Origin of the sequence: Kitasatospora sp. NPDC048239 (genome assembly GCF_043202015.1) — a bacterium.
Taxonomy (GTDB): domain Bacteria; phylum Actinomycetota; class Actinomycetes; order Streptomycetales; family Streptomycetaceae; genus Kitasatospora.
Genome location: NZ_JBICZP010000026.1, coordinates 1 through 18,613 on the forward strand (window position 1 = coordinate 1; position 18,613 = coordinate 18,613).

Genomic DNA, 18,613 nt, shown 5'->3' on the forward strand with positions numbered 1-18,613 from the left:
ATCACCCCCGTCACCACCCGGGTCAGCGCCGGCGACGAGGAACTGGCCCGCATCACCGGCGCCCGCACGCCCACCGGCGTGCCCGTGGTGATCGCCGACCCCGTCGTCGAACGCCCCCGCCGCAGCGCGTCCACGAGCCGCGGCCGCCGCAACCGTCCCCCCTACGCCGAGCGCAACACGCAGGGCGGCGGCGGCAGTGGCGGTGCCGGTGGTGGCGGTCGGCGGCGGGCGCCGCGGCGCGTCGCCCTCGCAGCCTAGGGGCCGGGACGAGCTGGAGCGTCACCCCGGGCGCCGGCGGCAATCCCGCCGTCGGTGCCCTGATCGCCGCCACCACCGGCGGGAGCGACACGAAGGAGTCCGCCCATGTCCGTCACTGTCGAACGCCCCGTGCCCGCCACCACGGTCGGCGACCTGATGAAACGCCCGGAACTGCAGATCAGCGACGATGTCATGGTCGACACGGCGATGGACATCCTGCAGAGCTCCGGCGCGGACCACGTGCTGGTACGCGATGACGCCGGCCGCTGTGCCGGGCTGCTGACCCGCCTGCACCTCGCGCCGTTCCAGGCCCGGTCCTGGTACACCGAGCGCACCCCGGTCCGCGACATCGTCCTCGACCGGGCGCCGTTCGCCACCGCCGGGATGCCCGCCGCCGAGGCGGCCGCCGCCATGCGCGCCCGCGACCTGGACACCTGGCCGGTGGTGGACCAGGACGGCCACGTCATCGGTCTGCTGAGCCTCTAGGGCTTGGGCCGGAGGAGACAGGCCGCCGCCCCGCGCCGGTCGGCGTGGGGCGGCGGTGGCGGTGCCCCGCGGGTCAGCTGCCGGTGACGCCCGGCAGGCCGGTCGTGAGGCCGTCCAGGGCGTGCGAGCAGAGGCAGTCCCGGTCGGCGGGCAGCCTCTCCAGAGCCTTGAACAGCACCGTGCGCAGCCGGTCGACGTTGCCCGCGAAGACCTCCAGCACCTCGGCGTGGGTGACGCCCTCGCCGCTCTCCACCCCGGCGTCGAGGTCGGTGACCAGCGCCAGCGAGGTGTAGCAGAGGCCGAGTTCACGGGCCAGGACGGCCTCCGGGTGGCCGGTCATGCCGACCACCGACCAGCCGTTGGCGGTGAACCAGCGGGATTCGGCCCGGGTGGAGAAGCGCGGGCCCTCGATCACCGCCAGGGTGCCGCCGTCGACCGGCTCCCAGGCCGCATCGCGGGCCGCGTCCAGGGCGGCCGACCGCCCGTCCGGGCAGTACGGGTCGGCCATCGACACGTGCACCACCTCGGGGAGCGTCCCGTCGGACAGCGGCAGACCGTCGTAGTAGGTCTGTACACGGCCGGAGGTGCGGTCGACGAACTGGTCCGGCACCAGCAGCGTCCCGGGCCCGTACTCCGGGCGCAGCCCGCCCACCGCGCACGGCGCCAGCACCTGGCGCACGCCCAGCGAGTGCAGCGCCCACAGGTTGGCCCGGTAGTTGATCCGGTGCGGCGGCAGGCCGTGGCCGCGCCCGTGCCGGGGCAGGAAGGCCACCCGCCGTCCGGCCACCTCCCCCAGGAACAGCGCGTCGCTGGGCGGCCCGTACGGGGTGTCGACCCGTACCTCGACCACGTCGTCCAGCAGCGCGTAGAGGCCCGAGCCGCCGATCACGCCCAGGTCGGCGCGCGGAGCCGTAGCAGGGTCCGCCGGGGAAACGTTCGTCATCTTCGTCACCTGTCTGGAGAGTTCTCGTCGTTGTCGTCGTGCTGGTCCGCCCCGATGGCTACCCCTCGCCCAGGCTCCGTAGCGCCCGGCGGTCCGTCTTGCCGGACGGGTTGCGCGGCAGTTCCGGCAGTCGGACGAAGCGGCCGGGCACCAGGTGGCCGGGAAGCAGCCGGCGGGCGCGGCGCTGCAACTCCTCGGCGGGGACGGCGGGGACGGCGGATCCGGCGGTGTAGAAGGCGGTCAGCATTCGCCCGCCGGTCCGGCTGAGGGTGGGGACGACGGCGGCGTCCGCCACGTCCGGGATGCCGCGCAGCACCGCCTCCACCTCGCCCGGTTCGATCCGGAACCCGTTGATCTTCACCTGGTCGTCGACGCGGCCCGCGTAGCAGTACACGTCCTCGGCGGTGCGGGTCGCCAAGTCCCCGCTGCGGTAGTACCGTTCGGGCCGCCGACCGGGCAGGGCCAGCAGGCGGAAGCACTCCTCGGTGCGGTCGGGGAGGCCCAGGTAGCCGACGGCGACGCCCGCGCCCGCGACGTTGATCTCGCCGCAGCCGCCCACCGGTACCGGGAGCCCGTCCTCGTCGAGCACCTGCACCTCCCAGCCGTCCAGCGGCCGGCCCAGCTCGGTGGCGAAGCGGTCGCCACCGCCCGGCCGGTCCAGTTCGGCGTCCGACAGGGTGCGGGTGCTCACGAAGACGGTGGTCTCGGTGATGCCGTAGGTGTTGACGAACTCGCACCCGTTGCCGAGCAGTTCGCGGTAGGCGCGGATGTCGGACGGCACCACCGCCTCGCCGCCGAAGATGACCCGGCGCAGCGCGACCCCCGCCGCCGGCACTCCGCGGAGCGCGGCCACCAGGTAGCGGAAGACCGTCGGGACCACGCTCATCACCGTCACGCCCTCGCGGACCAGCAGCTCCGCGCAGGCGCGCGGCGACTGCGCGGTCGCCGCCGGGACGACCACCAGGCAGGCTCCGGTGGCCATGGCCCCCCACATCTCCCACACCGAGAAGTCGAAGCAGTACGAGTGGAACAGCGTCCACACGTCGCGCTCGGTGAAGTCGTGGGAGGCGCGGACCGACTCCACCATGGCGACCACGCTGCGCCCGCGCACCTCGACGCCCTTCGGCCGACCGGTGGAGCCGGAGGTGTAGATGACGTAGGCGATGGCGTCCTCCGGCGTCTCGGCCGGCGCAGCGCCGGGCACCCCGCCCGAGTCCCCGCCCGACCCGGTACCGTCCGACCCCGCGCCGTCCGACCCTGCGCCGTCCGCCGTCCGCGTCCAGTCGAAGCCGTCGACGCGCAGCACCTGGACGCCGTCCAGCGCCCCGGACGGCTCCCGGTCGGAGAGGACCAGGGCCAGATCGCTGTCCTCGGCCATGAAGCGCAGCCGGTCCTCCGGGTAGGCCGGGTCCAGCGGGACGTAGACGTGTCCCGCCGCGACCACCGCGAGCACGGCCGTGACGAGGTCGGCCGTCCGGCCGAGGTGGAGTCCGACCCGGCGTCCGGTGCCCGGGCAGCGATCGCGGACGGCGGCGGCCAACGCCTCGGCGCGGGAGGCCAGTTCGCGGTAGGTCAGGACGGTCCCGTACTCGTCGCGGACCGCCTGCCCCTCGGCGCTGCGGGCGGCCTGGTCGGCGAAGAGCCGGTACAGCGCGGAGCCCGCGGGTGGTGTGGTCGGCATCAGGTTCGTCCTCTTCCGTGCGTCGGGATTCCGGGGGCGTGCGTCGGCGTTGCCGGGCCGCGCGTTGAGACTGCCGGGCCGTGCGCCGGTCACAGGCGGATGCCCACCCGCAGCCGCCGCAGCCAGGCGTCGCACTTCAGCACCATCTCGACGTCGGCCCGTCCGATCCAGCCGCCCCGGTCCAGCAGGTCCGGGGTGTCCAGGAGGCGCTTCACCGCCGCGGCGTCCACCAGCGGCAGCACCGGCGCGCTTGCGTCGTCGAGCAGGCGCCTCAGCCGCTGTAGCAGGGCCGCCTTGTACTGCCCGGCGTAGGTGATCGGGTAGGGCACCTTGGCCCTGGCCAGCACCGAGTCGGGGAGGAGGTCCCGGGCGATCGCCCGCAGCAGGCTCTTCTCCCGCCCGTCGAAGCTCTTCACCTCGGGCGGGACGTTGTACAGGAAGGTGAGCAGCCGGTGGTCCAGGAACGGGAACCGCACCTGGAGCCCGGCCGCCGCGGACAGCCGCTCCGAGTGGCCGACGCCCTGCTCCAGCAGCCTGGTCACCACCAGGTAGTCCACCTGCCGCGCCAGCGCGTGCACGGCCGACTCCCCGGGCAGGTAGGGCACCTCCGCGCTCGCCTCGTGGAAGCGCCGGTCGAGGTAGCCCGTGACGTCGATGTCGCGCAGCAGGTCGGGGGCGAACAGCCCGGTGCCGATGCCGTGCTCCACGCCGAACCTGCGGGCCCGCTCGATCCACGGGAAGCTCTCCAGCCTCCGCTCCCCGTCGATCGCCCCGCCGATCCCGCCGAAGACCGAGTCCGCGGCCTCGCCGCTGAGCACCACCGGCACCCGGCGGGCGACCTGGCGGCTGAACAGGTACGGCGTGGTGTCCTTGTCCCCGAACGGCGAGGGGTAGTCCTTGGCGGACAGCACGTCGGCCAGCGCGACCGGGTCGGACAGCTCCTCCGGGCGGACCGTCACCTCCCGGGCGTCGCAGCCCCAGAACTCGGCGACCTCCCGGGCGAACGGCCGGTCGGGGACGGCCGCGGCAGTGGACCCGAACACGACGGTGAAGGTCCGGGGCGGTCGGCCCGTCCCGGACGCGACCAGTCCGGTCAGTGCGCTGGAGTCGAGCCCGCCGGAGAGCAGCACCGCCGGATCGGTGCCCCGCGCGTCGCGTTCGACGGCGCTGCGCAGCAGCTCTCCCGCCCGCTCGATGGTGGCGTTGCGGTCGAGCGTGTGCGGGCGGGCCTCCAGCGACCAGTAGCGGTGGGCGCGTTCGCCGTCCACGCCGATCCGGACGAGGTGCGCGGGGGGCACCTCGCGGACCCCGCGCAGGGCGCCGCGGCCCCACGGACGGAGCTGGGTCAGCACTCCGCACAGTCCATCGGAGTCCAACTCCGGTGTGACCATCGGGTGTTCCGCCAGGACGGCCACGTCGGAGGCGAATACGGCGCCGTCCGCGGTCGGCAGGTAGCTCAGCGGCTGCACGCCCAACCGGTCCCGGCCGAGCAGGAGTTCGGACCGCCGTGCGTCCCAGATCGCGAAGGCGAAGCAGCCCTCCAGCCGGGGCAGGGCGTCCTGCCCCCAGGCCAGGTAGCAGCGCAGCAGCACCTCGGAGACGGAGGGCTCCCCCCGGTCCGGCGAGCCCGGCCGGCGGGTCGCGGCGGCCGCGGGGGTCGCGGCGGCCGTGCTCCGGGACGCCGCCGCCCGCCACAGCTCGTCGCCGTTGTGCAGGTACCCGTCGCAGACGGCCATCGCCACGAGCCGCCCGTCCCGGTACACCGCCGCGGGTTGCGCGGCGCCCGTCCAGGCGGCGTCGACCCGCTGCGCGAAAACGGCGTGACGATCGGTCAGCCAGCCCTCGCCGGCCTGGCCCCGGGCCGCCAGTCCGGCCGCCAGCCGGGCCGCCGACAGCTCCTGTGCGGCGAGGTCCCGCCCACGATCCACCCAACCGGCAATTCCGGACATGCCCCTCCTCGGTCAACCCCACTCGGTGGCAGCGTGGCAGTCCGGGCCGCCCGGGCCACTGCGGGAAGCCGCAACCGATCCTGCGCCGCGGGCGCTGCGGCTTTCCGCAGTGACGGCCCGCCCGCCGCCGTGACACGGTCCTGCTCCGGCGACCGGCGCGCACGCGAGCGCGTCGGCGGACGTCAACGGGACGAGATCGATGCAGGCTTCCTACCTCCGGTTCCCGCACCTGCGCGGCGACCTGCTCACCTTCACCGCCGAGGACTGCGTGTGGGTCGCCCCGCTCGAAGCCGGTGGCGGCTCGGGCGCCGTGCGCACCGGGCGGGCCTGGCGGATCACCGACGGCGGGCAGCCCGTGGCCCGGCCGAGGATCTCCCCGGACGGCCGGCACATCGCCTTCACCTCGGGCTCCGGCTCCGACACCGAGGTGTGCCTCGCCCCCGTCGAGGGCGGCCCGGTGCGCAGGCTGACCCACTGGGGCGTCTGGCGGACCGCCGTCTGCGGCTGGACCCCGGACGGCCGGGTGGTGGCCACCACCACCCACGGCCAGCCCACCCAGCGCCGCCCCTGGGCGTACGCGCTCCCGGTCGACGGCGGTCCGGGCGAGCGGCTGCCGTACGGGCCGCTCGGCGACATCGCCTTCGGACCGCAGGGCCGGGTGGTGCTCTCCTCGGCCACGATGATCCGTGAGTCCGTGGACTGGAAGGGCTACCGCGGCGGACTCGCCGGGAGGCTCTGGTCGGACGCGGGCGGCCCCGGCGGGCCCCGGCGGATCCTGGCCGAGCTGGACGGCTCGCTGGAGTGCCCGATGTGGGTCGGCGACCGGATCGCCTTCCTCTCCGACCACGAGGGCTCGGGCGCCCTCTACTCCTGCCTGCCCGACGGCGCGGACCTGCGGCGGCACACCGGACTGCGGGACTGCTACGCGCGGCAGGCCGCCACCGACGGCCGCCGCGTCGTGCACGCCCGAGCCGGCGGCCTCCACCTGCTGGAGCACCTCGACGTGGAGCCGGCCCCGCTGGAGGTGCGGCTGGGCGGCGGCCGCGCCCGGCTGCGGCCGTACCCGGTCGGCGCCGCCGACCGGCTCGGGGACGCCAGCCCCGACCACACCGGCCGGAGCAGCGTGGTGGAGGTACGCGGCACCGTCCAGCTGCTGCCCCACCGGCGGGGGCCGGTGCGGGTCCTGGAGGCGGAGCCCGGTGTCCGGGCCCGCCTCCCGCGCGCCTTCCGCGCCGACGGGCACGCCATGGCCGCCTGGGTGACCGACGCCGAGGGCGAGGACGCCCTGGAGTGCGCTCCCGCACCGGCCGCCCCCGCTCCCACGCCCGGCGACGGAGGCGGGCAGCGGCTCCGGGTCGCGGCGGGGCGGCTCGGCCGGGTGCTCGGGTTCGAGGTCTCCCCGGACGGCCGGCAGGCCGCGGTGGCCGCCCACGACGGCCGGGTGCTGCTGGTGGAGTGGGCCACCGGCGAGGTCCGCGAGCTGTCCGGCGGCGAGCACGGCGACGCGACCGGCCTGGCCTTCTCGCCCGACTCCCGCTGGCTGGCCTGGTCGCAGGCCGGCCCCCGCCCGCTGCGGTGGCTGCGGCTCGCCGACACCCGGACGGGGGAGGTGCTGGACGCCACCGCGCCGCGCTTCAACGACCACTCCCCGGCCTTCACCCCCGACGGGGCCTACCTGGCGTTCCTCTCCGAGCGGGTCTTCGACCCCGTCCCGGACACCCACTCGCTCGACATGTCCTTCCCGCTCGGCTGCCGCCCGTACCTGATGGCCCTGGCCGCCGGCACGCCGTCACCGTTCGACCCGTGGACGCCCGACCCCTCCCCCGGCGACGGCCCGGCCGCCGCGGCGGTCACCAGGGTCGACCCCGAGGGCCTCGCCGCCCGGACGGTGCCGTTCCCGGTCGAGGCCGGGCGCTGCACGGCGCTGCGCACGGCCGGTTCGAAGGTCCTCTGGCTGCGGGAGCCGCTGGCCGGGCTCACCGGTGCGGCGGCCGCCACGCCGGGAGCCCGACCCGCCGCACCGGCACTGGAGGGCTACGACCTCGCCCGCCGGGCGGCGCTGTCGGCCGAGGAGGGCGTCACCGGCTTCGCCGTGAGCGGCGACGGCACCGGGCTGCTGCTGCGCCGCGGCGGCGCACTGCACACCAGGCCGGTGGACGGCGGTGCCACGGCCCCGGTCGATCTCGAACGGATCCGGGTGTGGGTCGAGCCCGCGGCCGAGTGGCGCCAGATGTACGCGGAGGCCGGCCGGCTGATGCGGGACAACTTCTGGCGCGCCGACATGTCCGGCGTGGACTGGGACGGCGTGCTGGACCGCTACCGTCCGCTGCTCGACCGGATCGCCTCCCACGACGACCTGGCCGACCTGCTCTGGGAGGTCCAGGGCGAACTGGGCACCTCGCACGCCTTCGTCAGCCCGCCCCCGGGCGGCGGCGACCCCCGGCTGCGCCCTGGCCTGCTCGGCGCGGACCTGGTCCGCGACGCCGGCCACCGGTGGCGGATCGCCCGGGTGCTGCCCTCCGAGACCTCCGATCCGCGGGCGGTCTCCCCGCTGGCGGCCCCCGGCGTCGCGGTGGCCCCGGGCGACGAGCTGGTCGCCGTGGGCGGCCGGCCGGTGGACCCGGTCACCGGGCCCGCCCCGCTGCTGCTCGGCACGGCCGGCCAACCGGTCGAGCTGACCGTGCGCACGGCCGCCGGGGAGCACCGGTCGGTCGTGGTGGTCCCGCTGGCGGACGAGGAGCCGCTGCGCTACCACGACTGGGTCGCGGACCGGCGGGCGCTGGTCCACCGCGCCTCCGGCGGACGGCTGGGCTATCTGCACGTGCCGGACATGCTCGGCGCCGGCTGGGCGCAGTTCCACCGCGACCTGCGGACCGAGGCGGCCCGCGAGGGGCTGGTGGTGGACCTGCGGGAGAACCGGGGCGGCAAGCTCTCGCAACTGATCGTGGAACAGCTCGCCCGCCGGACCGTCGGGTGGAGCCGGGCCCGGTGGGCGCAGCCCGTCGGCTACCCGCGCACCGCGCCCCGGGGGCCCGTGGCCGTGCTGGTCAACGAGTTCACCGGCTCCGACGGCGAGGTCGCCGCCGCGGCGCTCCAGGCGCTGGGCGTCGGCCCGCTGGTCGGCGTCCGCACCTCCGGCGCCGTGATCGGCATCGACCTGCGCTACACCCTGGTGGACGGGACGGGCGTGACCCAGCCGAAGTCCGCCAACTGGCTCCAGGAGTACGGCTGGGGCGTGGAGAACCGGGGTGTCGACCCGGACGTCGAGTCGGTCCGGACCCCGCAGGACTGGCAGGCCGGGCGCGATCCCCAGCTCGACACCGCGGTCGGGCTCGCCCTGACCGCCCTCGAAACCACCCCGGCCCGGACGGCGCCGCCGCTGCCGCCCTCGCGGCGCCCCGGCCGCCGCTGACGGGAGGCGGGGCCTTGCGCACGGCCGGGCGGCCGGCCGGGTCAGGACAGGGCCGGGGCGCGGTGGAGGGCGAGTGCCGAACCGCGCAGGGGCGCGCCGGTGGCGCCGTTGCGGTGGGCGACGATCTCGGCCGCGATGGACAGCGCCGTCTCCTCGGGCGAGCACGCGTTGAGGTCGAGGCCGATCGGCGAGCGCAGCCTGCCCAGTTCCTCCTCGGTCAGCCCCTCGGCGCGCAGGGCCGCCATCCGCTCGTGGTGGGTGCGCCACGAGCCCATCGCGCCCACGTAGCCCAGTGGCATCCGCAGGGCGTCCCGCAGCAGCGGGACGTCGAAGCGCAGGTCGTGGGTGAGCACGCAGACGGCGGTGCGGGCGTCGGTGGCGGTGTCCCGGAGGTAGCGGTCGGGCCAGCCGACCACCACCTCGTGCGCCCCGGGGAAGCGGTCCGCGGTGGTGAAGACCGGCCGGGCGTCGCAGACCGTGACCCGGTAGCCCAGGTGCGCGCCGAGGGGTGCCAGCGCGACGGCGAAGTCCGTACTGCCGAAGATCAGCAGCCGCGGCGCCGGGGCGCAGACCTCCACCAGCGCGGTGGCCGGGCCGTCCGCGGTGGGCAGCCGGACGGTGGCGGTGCGCCCGGCCCGCAGCAGCCTCCGGGCCTGCTGCTCCGCGGCGAGGTCGGCACCGCGGTCGCCGAGTGTCCCGACCGCCGTCCCGCCCGGCGTCCCGACCGCCGTCCGGATGTCCGCAGTCACGGTCACAGTCGCAGTCGCCTGGCCCGGCCGCAGGGCCAGGGCGCGGCCGAGCAGCCGGTCCGGTCCGGACACGATCCGGACCAGCGCGGCGGGGCGGCGGGCGGCGGCCTGCGCCAAGGCGAACCCGGCCGCCGGCCCCGCCGGGTCGATCCGCTGGACGAAGACCTCGACCGAGCCGCCGCAGGTCAGCCCGGCGCCCAGCGCGGAGTCGTCGTCGTACCCGAAGCGGTGCAGCCCGGGCCGGCCGCCGTCGAGCACCTCGCGGCAGAGCTCGTACACCTCGCTCTCCACGCAGCCGCCTGAGACGGAGCCGAGCACCGCCCCCTCGGCGTCCACCGCCATGGCCGCCCCCGGCCGCCGGGGGGCGCTGCCGTGCACCGCGGCCACGGTGGCGACGGCGAACGGCTCCCCCCGCTCGCACCATGCGCGTAGTCCATCGGCGATCTCCAGCACTGTCGCCCTCCCGCTCTCGATGTCTCGTCCGGGTGCCCGGCACGCTCCGAAGCGCCGGTGCGCTCCGACGTGCCCGGTTCAGGTCCGCGCGGGCACGACCGCGAACTGCCGGCGGGCCCCGGACACCGCGAGGTCCTGCACGGCGAAGACCCGGTAGTAGTGCAGCTGCGGCAGCGCGTCGGGCGCCACCCGCAGGGTGAACTCGGCGGTGTGGTCGCCCGCCGCGGAGAGCCGCACCCGCGCTCCGGGCGGCTCCACCGCGCAGGCGCTGCGCAGGAACGGCGGGAAGAACACGCCGAGCTGCACCGGCGCGCCGGGCCGTCCCTCGCTCAGGGCGACCGTCAGCACCGCCTCCGCGCCGGCCTCCAGTGTCTGCGGCCCGTCCGTCCGCACCCACGGGGCGCCGGACTGCCGGACCGCGACGTCCCCGCAGCGCGGGCACAGCACCGGTTCGGTGTCGGGGACCAGCCGGGCCAGCCCGGCGAGGACGGTCCGGACCGCCTCCAGCCCGCACACACAGCTGAAGGCCTCGGGGGCCCCGGCTATCCGGCTGCGCCGGGCCCAGTACTCGGGATACTGCGCCAGCGGGTCCTGGGGGTCGCGGCGCAGCTGCGCGGCGATCGCATGGTCCAGTGACTGGAGGTCGCTGCGCAGCCCCTCCTCGACGGCCGGCGGGTAGGGCCGGGCCGCCCTGGCGAGCAGCGCCAGGTACTTCGCGGCGAACCGTTCCAGCCTCGGCCGCAGCGGGTGCCGGGCCGGGAGCAGCCCGCCCGACAGGTAGGCGACGGCCCGGTCGACCGGCACGGCCAGCCGCTCGGCCGGCAGGTCGGGCGACAGATCGGCAGGCGGATCGGCAGGCAGGGCAGATCCGCGTACGGGGCCCGGTGCCGTCGGGAAGCCGTACTGGAGGTAGACCGGGCCCGGGGTGACGTCCGCGAGGCTGCGGTTGAGCGGGCCGGCCAGGCCGCCGGGCCGCTCGTGCGCGAGGTACACCTGGTTCTCGGGCCGGTCGCTGTCGTGCACGCCGGGCGCGGCGACCACCGACTGGGCCGGGCCGTCGAGCGCCGCCAGCATCACCTGGTACCGGCTGTCGTAGGCCGCGGTGTCGGCGAAGGGGCCGTTGGCGCAGGAGGACAGCACGAGCTCGGCGGTCAGCACGTCGGCCGGGCCGATCAGCCGGTCCTCGGGTTTGAAGCAGGCGTGGCCGTGGCCGCAGCGCGGCAGGGCGCGTGCCGGGCCCGAGGGCACGTCGGCGCTCGCCCGCCCGCACAGCGTCCAGGTGCCCAGGTTCACGTGGTCGTCGCTGCCGTGGCCCTGGACCATGACGCGGCGCCAGGGGCGTCCGGTGAGGGCGCCCCGCAGGTCGCCGGCCCGCAGGTCCGCCTCGCCGAACACCTCGCCCGGGCCGCCCGCCGGCGGGGTGCCGGTCTCCGAGAACAGGGCCCGGCCGACGACCTCCGGACGCACGCTCACGTACTGCTTGGCGAGCATCCAGCTGAGCGAGGGCACGTCCCGGCCGGTGAGCAGGGTCGGCGAGCGGTCCTGGCCCTGCTCCGGGGCGGGACGCAGCAGCGGGCGCAGCGCGTCGTGGCGCAGCTGCGGGTAGGCGGCGACCACCAGCACCGAGCCGGCGGACGGCGGCACCTCCTCGGCGGAGTGCACCCAGCGCCGGGCCAGCGGGCGCAGCAGCGGCCACAGTGCCTCGTGGCCGTCGGCCGCACCCTGACCGGCACCGGTGCCGGCGCAGGCACCGGCGGGCGGGGTCAGGAACAGGCCGGTGTCGCTGCACGGCGGGGTGCGGCCGGCCGCGTACAGCGGGGCGGCGTACGCGGCCGCCGCCGCCAGGTCGGGCCGCCCGGTGGTGAGCAGGGGCACCGGCGCGGCCGGCCGCTCGGCGCGCTCCCGGGCGCGGTCCCGGTACTCCGCCGGGTCCGCGCAGGCGTGGAAGAGGGGGGCGGTCACGGTCGGCGCTCTCCGTCGGGGCAGGGGGCAAGGCTGTCCCCGGCCGCCCGGACCAGCTCGATCAGCCCTTCCAGCGGCTCGATCCGGTAGGGCCCGTCGGCCGACGGCCCGAGCCGGGCCTCCAGAGCGTCCCGGGCCAGCTTGCGGTGCGGGTAGCGGAACCGGAGGAAGGCCCGGGTCAGGTCGGCGACGGCGGCGCGCAGCGGCGCTTCGGCCTCGGCGGCCGGGCGGGCGGCCAACCGGGCGATGAGGCCGGGCCCGCCCAGCCGGGCCGACACCAGCTCCCGGTGGTCGGGCCTCAGGTACGGCAGGGCGTCGGTGGCGTGCGCGGTGAGCGTGCCGGTGCCGGGCTCGGCCGCGGCGCTGCCCGCGTACAGCAGGACGTCCAGGGTCAGGATCGGCAGGTGGGCGCCGCTGGGTGCCTGCCAGGACGCCCCGCCGAGGTCGATCGGCGGGAAGAAGGGCCTGAGCTCCTCGGCGAAGAAGCGGCCGGTCATGCCCCGCCGCACCGAGTGGAAGAGCCGGGTGAACGCGGCGAAGGCTTCGCCGGTCGCGCGTGCCGCGGCGACCGCGTCGCGGTGCCGGCCCTCGTCGACGGCCGCGCCGAGGACCACGCAGTGGCCGACCGCCTCGTCCAGCACCCGGGCGCCGGTGGCGAGGCCGGCGATGAAGAGCTCCTCCTCCGGGGTGCCGGTGAAGGTCCGCCGGCGCCCGCCGGCCGGGTTGCGGGTGGTGTAGGAGGGGAGGCTGTCGCGGGGCGGCTCGCCGGTCAGCGCCCCCAGCCGGAGCAGCTCGGCGGCGACCCGGTCCGCGGGCGGGCGGCCGGGGTGCAGCCGGCACCAGGACGCGGCGACGATGCCGAGGTCGCGCAGCGCCGCCCGGGCCGGGTCGGGGTCGTGCACGTCGCCGGCGCGCTCGGTGAGCTGGTCGGCGCGGTGCTGCAGCCCGGCGGCGTCGCCGTCCCGGTTGAGCGCGGGGAGGCCGGCGAGCAGGGCGTCCGCGCCGAGCGGGTCCAGCGCGGCGACGGCGGCGTCGGCCTCGGTGTGCGTCGGCGCGGGGGTCACAGCCATTCCACGCCCAGCTCGAAGAGGCTGTCCTCGACCTGCCGCAGACGCGCGCGCTCGCCGCTCTCCGCCGTCGCGCCGGTGGCCGTCGGCCGGCTCGGCAGGATGGTCAGGGCCTCCGCGACCCGGGCGTTGAAGCGGACGTTGGACGGCTCACAGCCGTGGCACAGGCTCGGCGCCTCGACGGCGAACTTGCGCCGCTCCTCGGCGAACACCGGGTCGTTCCACACCTCGCCGAACGGCCGGTCCCAGGCGTTGGCGATGGTCAGCGGGCGGCCGCGGTAGTGCGGGAGGCAGTTGCAGGCGGTCAGCAGCCCCTCCTTGGCGTCCAGGTAGCCGACCGTCAGCGGGACGCTGCAGGTGGCGTAGGTGACCGACCGGCCGCGGCTGCTGTTCTGGATCTGCTCCTCGGTGGCGCCGAAGATCTCCGGGCCGAGCGTGTTGGCGTCGACGCCGGCCGCCGCCATGGCCGGCAGCAGGGTGCGCAGCAACTCGTGGGTGGCGTCGATCTGTTCGCGGTTGAGGTAGAGGCCGCGCACCCCCTTGAGCGGGATCAGGTTCCAGCGCCGCACGCCGAGCCCGGCGAGCAGCGGGAGGAACTCGTCCAGGTGGCCGCAGGTGCGGTTGGACACGATGGTGTTGACGATCAGCGTGACGTCCGTGCCGGCCGCGGCGGCGGCCGTGCGCAGCAGCTCCATCCCCTCGGTGGCGGCGGCCAGCAGCCCTTCGGTGCGCCGCAGTTCGTCGTGCACCTCCGGGCGCGGGGAGTCCAGCGAGCAGATGAGCTTGGTCAGCCCGGCGTCGACCAGCTCCTTGGCGCGCGAGGCCAGGTGCTCGCCGTTGGTGACGAAGGAGGAGCGCATCCCGCGCTTGGTCAGGTGGGCGACGATGTCCGGGAGTTCCGGGTACAGCAGCGGTTCGCCGCCGGTGAACCGGACCTCCTGCGTGCCCAGCTCGTGGAGGTCGTCCACGAGTTGGCGCAGCCGGTCCGGGTCCGGCCGGTAGGCGTCGGTGGATCCCGAGAACTTGCACATGCGGCAGCGGGCGTTGCACGCCTCCAGCAGGCGGATGTACAGGATCTGGGGGCCGGTGGTGCGGCTCGTCGTCGGCGGCACGAGGTCTCCTCGGGGCGGGTCGGATGCCCGCGGCGGCCTCGGTCGGCCGCCGCGGACGGGGGTGGTGGGGGTGGAAGGGGTTCGGCCCTAGCCCTAGCGGTCGAACCAGTGGGTGATCTTCTCCAGGGCGGCCAGGACCTCTCCGGCCAGAGCGGTGCTCACGGCGGGGCCGGTCGGCAGGTGGAAGGTCCTCGGCTGCCAGCCGTCGGCCACCGGGCAGTGCGCCGGCCGGCCGGCCCGCGAGAGCCGCCGGTAGCCGTGCATCCCCCGGTAACCGGCCTGGATCGGGACGTTCTCCGCGCGGAGCGCCGCCACCACGTCGTCGGCGTCGACACCCCAGGAGTCGGGCACCCGGACGGGGTACTTGGCCCAGCTGAAGCGGGCTCCCGCCGGGGGTGGCACGGCCTCCAGCGCGGTGCCCGCCAGCCGCTCGGCGTACCGGGCGGCGACGGCGTCGCGGGCGGCCTGCAGTTCGGGCAGCCGTTCGACCTGGCCCAGCGCCACGGCGGCCTGCAGTTCGGTCATCCGGTGGTTGAGCGCCGGGGTCCGCAGCTGGTTCCAGCCGGTCATGCCGTTGTCCCGGAACGCCCGGGCGTAGTCGGCGACGGACTCGTCGTCGGTGATGACCATGCCGCCCTCGCCGCTGGAGGCGGCCTTCTCCGAGCTGAAGCTGAGCGTGCCCGCCAGCCCGGCGAGGCCCACGTGCCGGCCGTCCAGCCAGGAGCCCAGGGCCTGGGCGCAGTCCTCCACCAGCAGCGTGCCCGGTCCGACGGCGGCGGCGAGGCCGGCGGCGGGCAGCGGGACTCCGTACATGTGCACGCACAGCAGCACCCGGGCGCCGTCGGCGCCGGCCTGCTTGAGGGCGCCGTCGACCGGCCGCAGGGTCCGGCCGTCGACGTCCAGCGGCAGCGGTGCGCCGCCGGCCGCGAGGACGGCGTTGGCGCTGGCCGCGAAGGTGTGCGTCGGCAGTGCCACGCCGGCGGCGAGCGGCGCGCCGGCGACCTCGGCGGCCGCCCGCAGCGCGATGTGCAGGGCCGCCGTCCCGGAGGACACCGCCACGGCGTGGCGGGCGCCGGTCACCGCGCGGACGGCGTCCTCCAGCGCGCGGACGAAGCGCCCCCCGCCGACGGCCGACAGCTCCCCGCTGTCCAGGACGGCGGCCACGTGGCGCCGTTCGGCCTCCTTCAGCTTGGGGCGCAGCACCACCGGCTCGGCCCGCACCGGGGTGCCCCCGGCGACGGCGGGCCGCAACCGGTCCGGTCGCGGGCGGTCCGTACCGGGGCCGTCCGGCCGGGCGCCCGGGGGCGGGTCCAGCAGCCGGGCCAGGTCGCGGACGATCGCACGGGCGCCGTCGGTGCCGCCGAACGCGGCCGCGACCTGGCGGCACTGGCGCTCGGCCAGGGCGTCCCGGGCGGTGGGGCTGCGCAGCAGCCCGGCCACCGCCGCGCCGAAGAGCTCCCCGGCGTCCGCCACCCGGGCGGCGTCCCCGAGCACCCGCCCGGTGGCGGCGGCCAGTTCGCCGGTGTCGGTGATGATCTCGGCGAAGGACGGGACGGCCGGCGGTACCGGCGTGTCGAGGTTCCACGGGCCGAAGGCGTCGTCCGGGTCGATCTGCCTGCGGTTGATCCGGTGCCCCGCGTGCTGGTCCGGGAGCAGCAGCAGGGGGACGCGCTGGTCCGCGCACTCCAGGTAGGTGGTCAGCCCGGGCGGGGCGAGCACCACCCCGGCCCCGGCCAGGGCGGCCGACATGGCGTCGGGGCCCAGCGGGCGCACCCGTACCGTGCCGGGCAGGGCGGCGAGGGCCTCGGCCGGGAGGCGGTCCAGCACCTCGGGGTTGCCGGTCAGCCAGATCGAGCCGTCGGGCGGCAGGTGTCCGGCGCAGCCGCGCACCAGCCGGGCGGCCAGCTCCGCGTACCGCACGGCCGCCTCCAGCGGGACCAGCGCCGAACGCTGCCCGCTGAGGGAGACCAGTACGTCCGGGCTGTCCGCGCCGGGCCGCACCCGGGAGACGATGCCGCCGACCGGGACGGGCCGGCGCGGGGTGAGCGCCGACAGCGGGGGGTTCGGGCCCTGCTGGAGGTAGGAGCGCTCCGCCAGTGCGTGCGCCACGGCCTGGAGGTCGTGCGGGGCGAGTTCGGCGCAGACCCGCAGGGCGGCCCGTTCGTCGCCGCGGACCGCGTCCGCCAGTGCGGCGATCCGCCGCACCGTCAGTTCGGGGCGCCAGACGTGCGGGAGGCTGTCGACGTACCCGACCGGGACGCCCAGCGCGGCGGCGCAGACCACGGCCGTCGGCTCCATCACGTCCACCAGCAGGTCGGCGCCGCGCAGCACCTCCAGGACGGCCGCCGCGTCGGAGGTGTCCAGCTCGGTGACCGACCCGAAGCGGTCGGCGGCGGCGCGGGCCGCGGTCAGGGCCGAGCCGTGGCCGACGAACTCCCACCGGCCCGGCACGGCGAGCGGCGCCGCCCGCACGATGCCGATCAGTTTGGCAACCGGGCCGAAGCCGTACGGCTCGGCCGTGGCCACGATGCGTGTCACAGATGCCCTTTCGTCCACAGGCCGCCGGTCGGCGGCCTGGCTGTCACTCCGGCGCGATCAGCCGCAGCAAGGTCGGTTTGCAGCCCGAGCACGGCGCCCCCGAGCGGCAGTCGCGCACGATCCGGGCGAGGTCGGCGCCGTCGCGGCGGCGCTGCCCGTAGCGGACGGCCCCGGCGAGGGCCGTGCAGCCGCCCACCCGGGTGGCCCCCGGGGCGCCGTCCGGGCTGCCGGACGGCAGCCGCCGCACCGCCCGCGCCAGCGACTCGGCCGGGGCGCGGTCCGGGTGCGGCAGCTGCCGCAGGGCGGCGGCCGGGGCCGACAGGAACAGTGCGGTGGTCCGCCGCCTGGCGCGGTCGGGCAGGCAGCGCAGCGCCGACTCGACCTCGTCCTGGCGCTCCTGCGCGAACACCAGGGCCAGCCGCCCGCCGCCGGCCTGCTCGGCGAGCACGGCGACGGCGGCGGCCAGCGCCAGCGCCTCGGGCAGGCGGCCGCTCTCGGCCGCGTGTGCCGCCTCGGCCGGCCCGAGCCGGCCCGCGCAGGACAGCAGGGCCTCGACGGTCGGCAGCCCGGCGCGCGGGACGACCGTCCGGCCGGCGGCGGTGTCGGCGGCGTGGGCAGTTTCAGCAGTTTCGGCGGTGTCGGCGGTGTCGGCGGTGTCGGCGGTGTCGGCGACGAAGGTCGCCGGCAGGCCGAGCGCGTCGGCGAGTTCGTCGACCAGCAGCGCCTCCGCGGAGTCGGGCCGGTCCGGCGCCGCGCAGAACCAGGCCAGCAGGCCCGGTCCGCCCACCAGCGCCGAGTCCGGCGCGCCCAGCCGTCCGACGAGGACCCGTGCCTGCACCAGCCGGGCGGGGAGCGCGTCCAGCAGCTCCCGGGACAGCGGCCTCAGCATGCGACCGCCCCCTGGAGCGCCCGGGTGCCGGCCCCGGTCGGTGTCAACTGCCGTAGGACGTCGGCCAGTCCGGCCGGGTCCTCGGCGTGGAAGGCCGGGTCGACGGCCGACCAGAACGCCGCCCAGACCCGGAACACCGGGTCGGGCATGCGGGCGAGGTCGTACTCCAGGACGGCCGGGTCGGCGGCGACGTGCAGCTTCTGGTCGGGGGCGGCGCGGAACATCCGGGCGCTGCCGTCCACGGCCGGGAACGGGCACTGGACCAGCCAGCCGATCCGCCCGCCCCGCGCGGCCGCGGGCTCTCCGGGCTCTCCGGGCCGGGCCGCGTCGACCTCCGCCACCAGCGGCATCAGCGCCGCCTGCTGGACGTCGGTGAGCACCACCAGCCCCCCGACCGGCGCCCCCAGCACCTGCGCCAGTACGTCGGGCTGGTGGAAGGCCAGGCAGGAGCGGGCCGCCTCGACGTGCCGGCGCGACGCCGGTCTGGGGGTGCCGAACAGGTCGTAGACGCCGTTCAGCCGGGCGTCCTCCACCACGCCCCGGGACGCCTCGACGGCCCGCCGCACGGCCGGGTGCCCGCTGTGCCCGCCGGTCTCGCACACGAGGTACTCCGTGACGCCGAGCAGCCGGGCGCAGTGCTCGGCCACGGCCCGGACGTCCTCGGCCACGCCCCGCCAGGTCGACGCCAACTGCGGGTCGGTGGTCTCCAGTTCGGCGGTGCCGATGTGCAGCAGCGGCCGCAGCCCACTGGCCCGGGCGGTCGCGAACAGGCCGTAGACGACGGCCAGCGCCTCCAGGGTCAGCCCTGCGGCGCAGTCCCCGAGGCAGGGGCCGGCGGCCACCCAGGTGTCCGGGCGGGGCTGTCCGGCGTCGCCGCCGAAGCCGAGGGCGAGTCGGGAGGCGGCGACCGGGGAGTCCAGCCAGGACGGCGTCCCGGTCAGCCGGAGATGCTCCCCGAGCCGTCGGGGGGTGGCTTCGTACCAGGTGGCGAGCAGGGTGTCACGGTCGGGCGACGGGTCTGACATCGAGGGCTCCTTCGCGGTGCGCTGGTCGAAGCCTGGCAACCGCGGGCGCTCCCGCGGCTGCGGGAACCCGCAGCCGCCGCGGGCTGCGG

General features: G+C 76.8%; 12 protein-coding genes and 1 pseudogene. 3 read left to right on the forward strand and 10 right to left on the reverse strand.

Annotated elements, in window-relative coordinates; genetic code table 11:
• Nucleotides 1–258, forward strand: a pseudogene (locus ACGFZP_RS37455) (ATP-dependent helicase); the annotation flags it as partial.
• A 105-nt stretch (nucleotides 259–363) separates the two neighbouring features.
• Nucleotides 364–744: a CBS domain-containing protein gene (locus ACGFZP_RS37460; protein ID WP_392941399.1), complete on the forward strand. Its 381-nt coding sequence runs from the start codon at nucleotides 364–366 to the stop codon at nucleotides 742–744.
• A gap of 73 nt (nucleotides 745–817) precedes the next feature.
• Here ACGFZP_RS37460 and ACGFZP_RS37465 read toward each other — a convergent pair whose 3' ends face one another.
• From ACGFZP_RS37465 to ACGFZP_RS37475, 3 genes are all read right to left on the reverse strand, one after another.
• Nucleotides 818–1,687, reverse strand: a complete 870-nt coding sequence (locus ACGFZP_RS37465; protein ID WP_392941401.1) for an S-methyl-5'-thioadenosine phosphorylase — start codon at nucleotides 1,685–1,687, stop codon at nucleotides 818–820.
• A gap of 58 nt (nucleotides 1,688–1,745) precedes the next feature.
• Nucleotides 1,746–3,368, reverse strand: coding sequence for an amino acid adenylation domain-containing protein (locus tag ACGFZP_RS37470; protein ID WP_392941403.1), 1,623 nt, complete (start codon nucleotides 3,366–3,368; stop codon nucleotides 1,746–1,748).
• 89 nt (nucleotides 3,369–3,457) lie between these two features.
• The gene (locus ACGFZP_RS37475) at nucleotides 3,458–5,317 is read right to left on the reverse strand and encodes an asparagine synthetase B family protein (RefSeq protein WP_392941405.1); all 1,860 of its coding nucleotides are present in this window, start codon (nucleotides 5,315–5,317) and stop codon (nucleotides 3,458–3,460) included.
• Between the two features lie 199 nt (nucleotides 5,318–5,516).
• On the opposite strand from ACGFZP_RS37475, the gene ACGFZP_RS37480 reads away from it, so the two are divergent.
• Nucleotides 5,517–8,729 carry a S41 family peptidase gene (locus ACGFZP_RS37480; RefSeq protein ID WP_392941407.1) on the forward strand — a complete coding sequence of 1,071 codons (3,213 nt, stop codon included), beginning with the start codon at nucleotides 5,517–5,519 and terminating at the stop codon, nucleotides 8,727–8,729.
• A 41-nt stretch (nucleotides 8,730–8,770) separates the two neighbouring features.
• Here ACGFZP_RS37480 and ACGFZP_RS37485 read toward each other — a convergent pair whose 3' ends face one another.
• The 7 genes from ACGFZP_RS37485 to ACGFZP_RS37515 all read right to left on the reverse strand — a co-directional run bounded on the left by ACGFZP_RS37485 (nucleotide 8,771) and on the right by ACGFZP_RS37515 (nucleotide 18,524).
• On the reverse strand, nucleotides 8,771–9,931 hold the full coding sequence (locus ACGFZP_RS37485; RefSeq protein WP_392941409.1) for an XdhC family protein: 1,161 nt from the start codon (nucleotides 9,929–9,931) through the stop codon (nucleotides 8,771–8,773).
• Between the two features lie 78 nt (nucleotides 9,932–10,009).
• Nucleotides 10,010–11,893, reverse strand: a complete 1,884-nt coding sequence (locus tag ACGFZP_RS37490; RefSeq protein WP_392941411.1) for a hypothetical protein — start codon at nucleotides 11,891–11,893, stop codon at nucleotides 10,010–10,012.
• Nucleotides 11,890–12,963: a monodechloroaminopyrrolnitrin synthase PrnB family protein gene (locus ACGFZP_RS37495; protein WP_392941413.1), complete on the reverse strand. Its 1,074-nt coding sequence runs from the start codon at nucleotides 12,961–12,963 to the stop codon at nucleotides 11,890–11,892. The genes ACGFZP_RS37490 and ACGFZP_RS37495 overlap by 4 nt, the downstream gene beginning before the upstream one ends.
• Nucleotides 12,954–14,072: a radical SAM protein gene (locus ACGFZP_RS37500; protein WP_392941415.1), complete on the reverse strand. Its 1,119-nt coding sequence runs from the start codon at nucleotides 14,070–14,072 to the stop codon at nucleotides 12,954–12,956. The genes ACGFZP_RS37495 and ACGFZP_RS37500 overlap by 10 nt, the downstream gene beginning before the upstream one ends.
• 93 nt (nucleotides 14,073–14,165) lie before the next feature.
• Entirely contained in the window at nucleotides 14,166–16,610 is a 2,445-nt protein-coding gene (locus ACGFZP_RS37505) for a DegT/DnrJ/EryC1/StrS family aminotransferase (RefSeq protein ID WP_392941417.1), read from the reverse strand.
• A 43-nt stretch (nucleotides 16,611–16,653) separates the two neighbouring features.
• On the reverse strand, nucleotides 16,654–17,499 hold the full coding sequence (locus tag ACGFZP_RS37510) for a hypothetical protein (protein WP_392941418.1): 846 nt from the start codon (nucleotides 17,497–17,499) through the stop codon (nucleotides 16,654–16,656).
• The gene (locus ACGFZP_RS37515; RefSeq protein ID WP_392941420.1) at nucleotides 17,493–18,524 is read right to left on the reverse strand and encodes a hypothetical protein; all 1,032 of its coding nucleotides are present in this window, start codon (nucleotides 18,522–18,524) and stop codon (nucleotides 17,493–17,495) included. The genes ACGFZP_RS37510 and ACGFZP_RS37515 overlap by 7 nt, the downstream gene beginning before the upstream one ends.
• Between the last annotated feature and the right edge of the window lie 89 nt (nucleotides 18,525–18,613).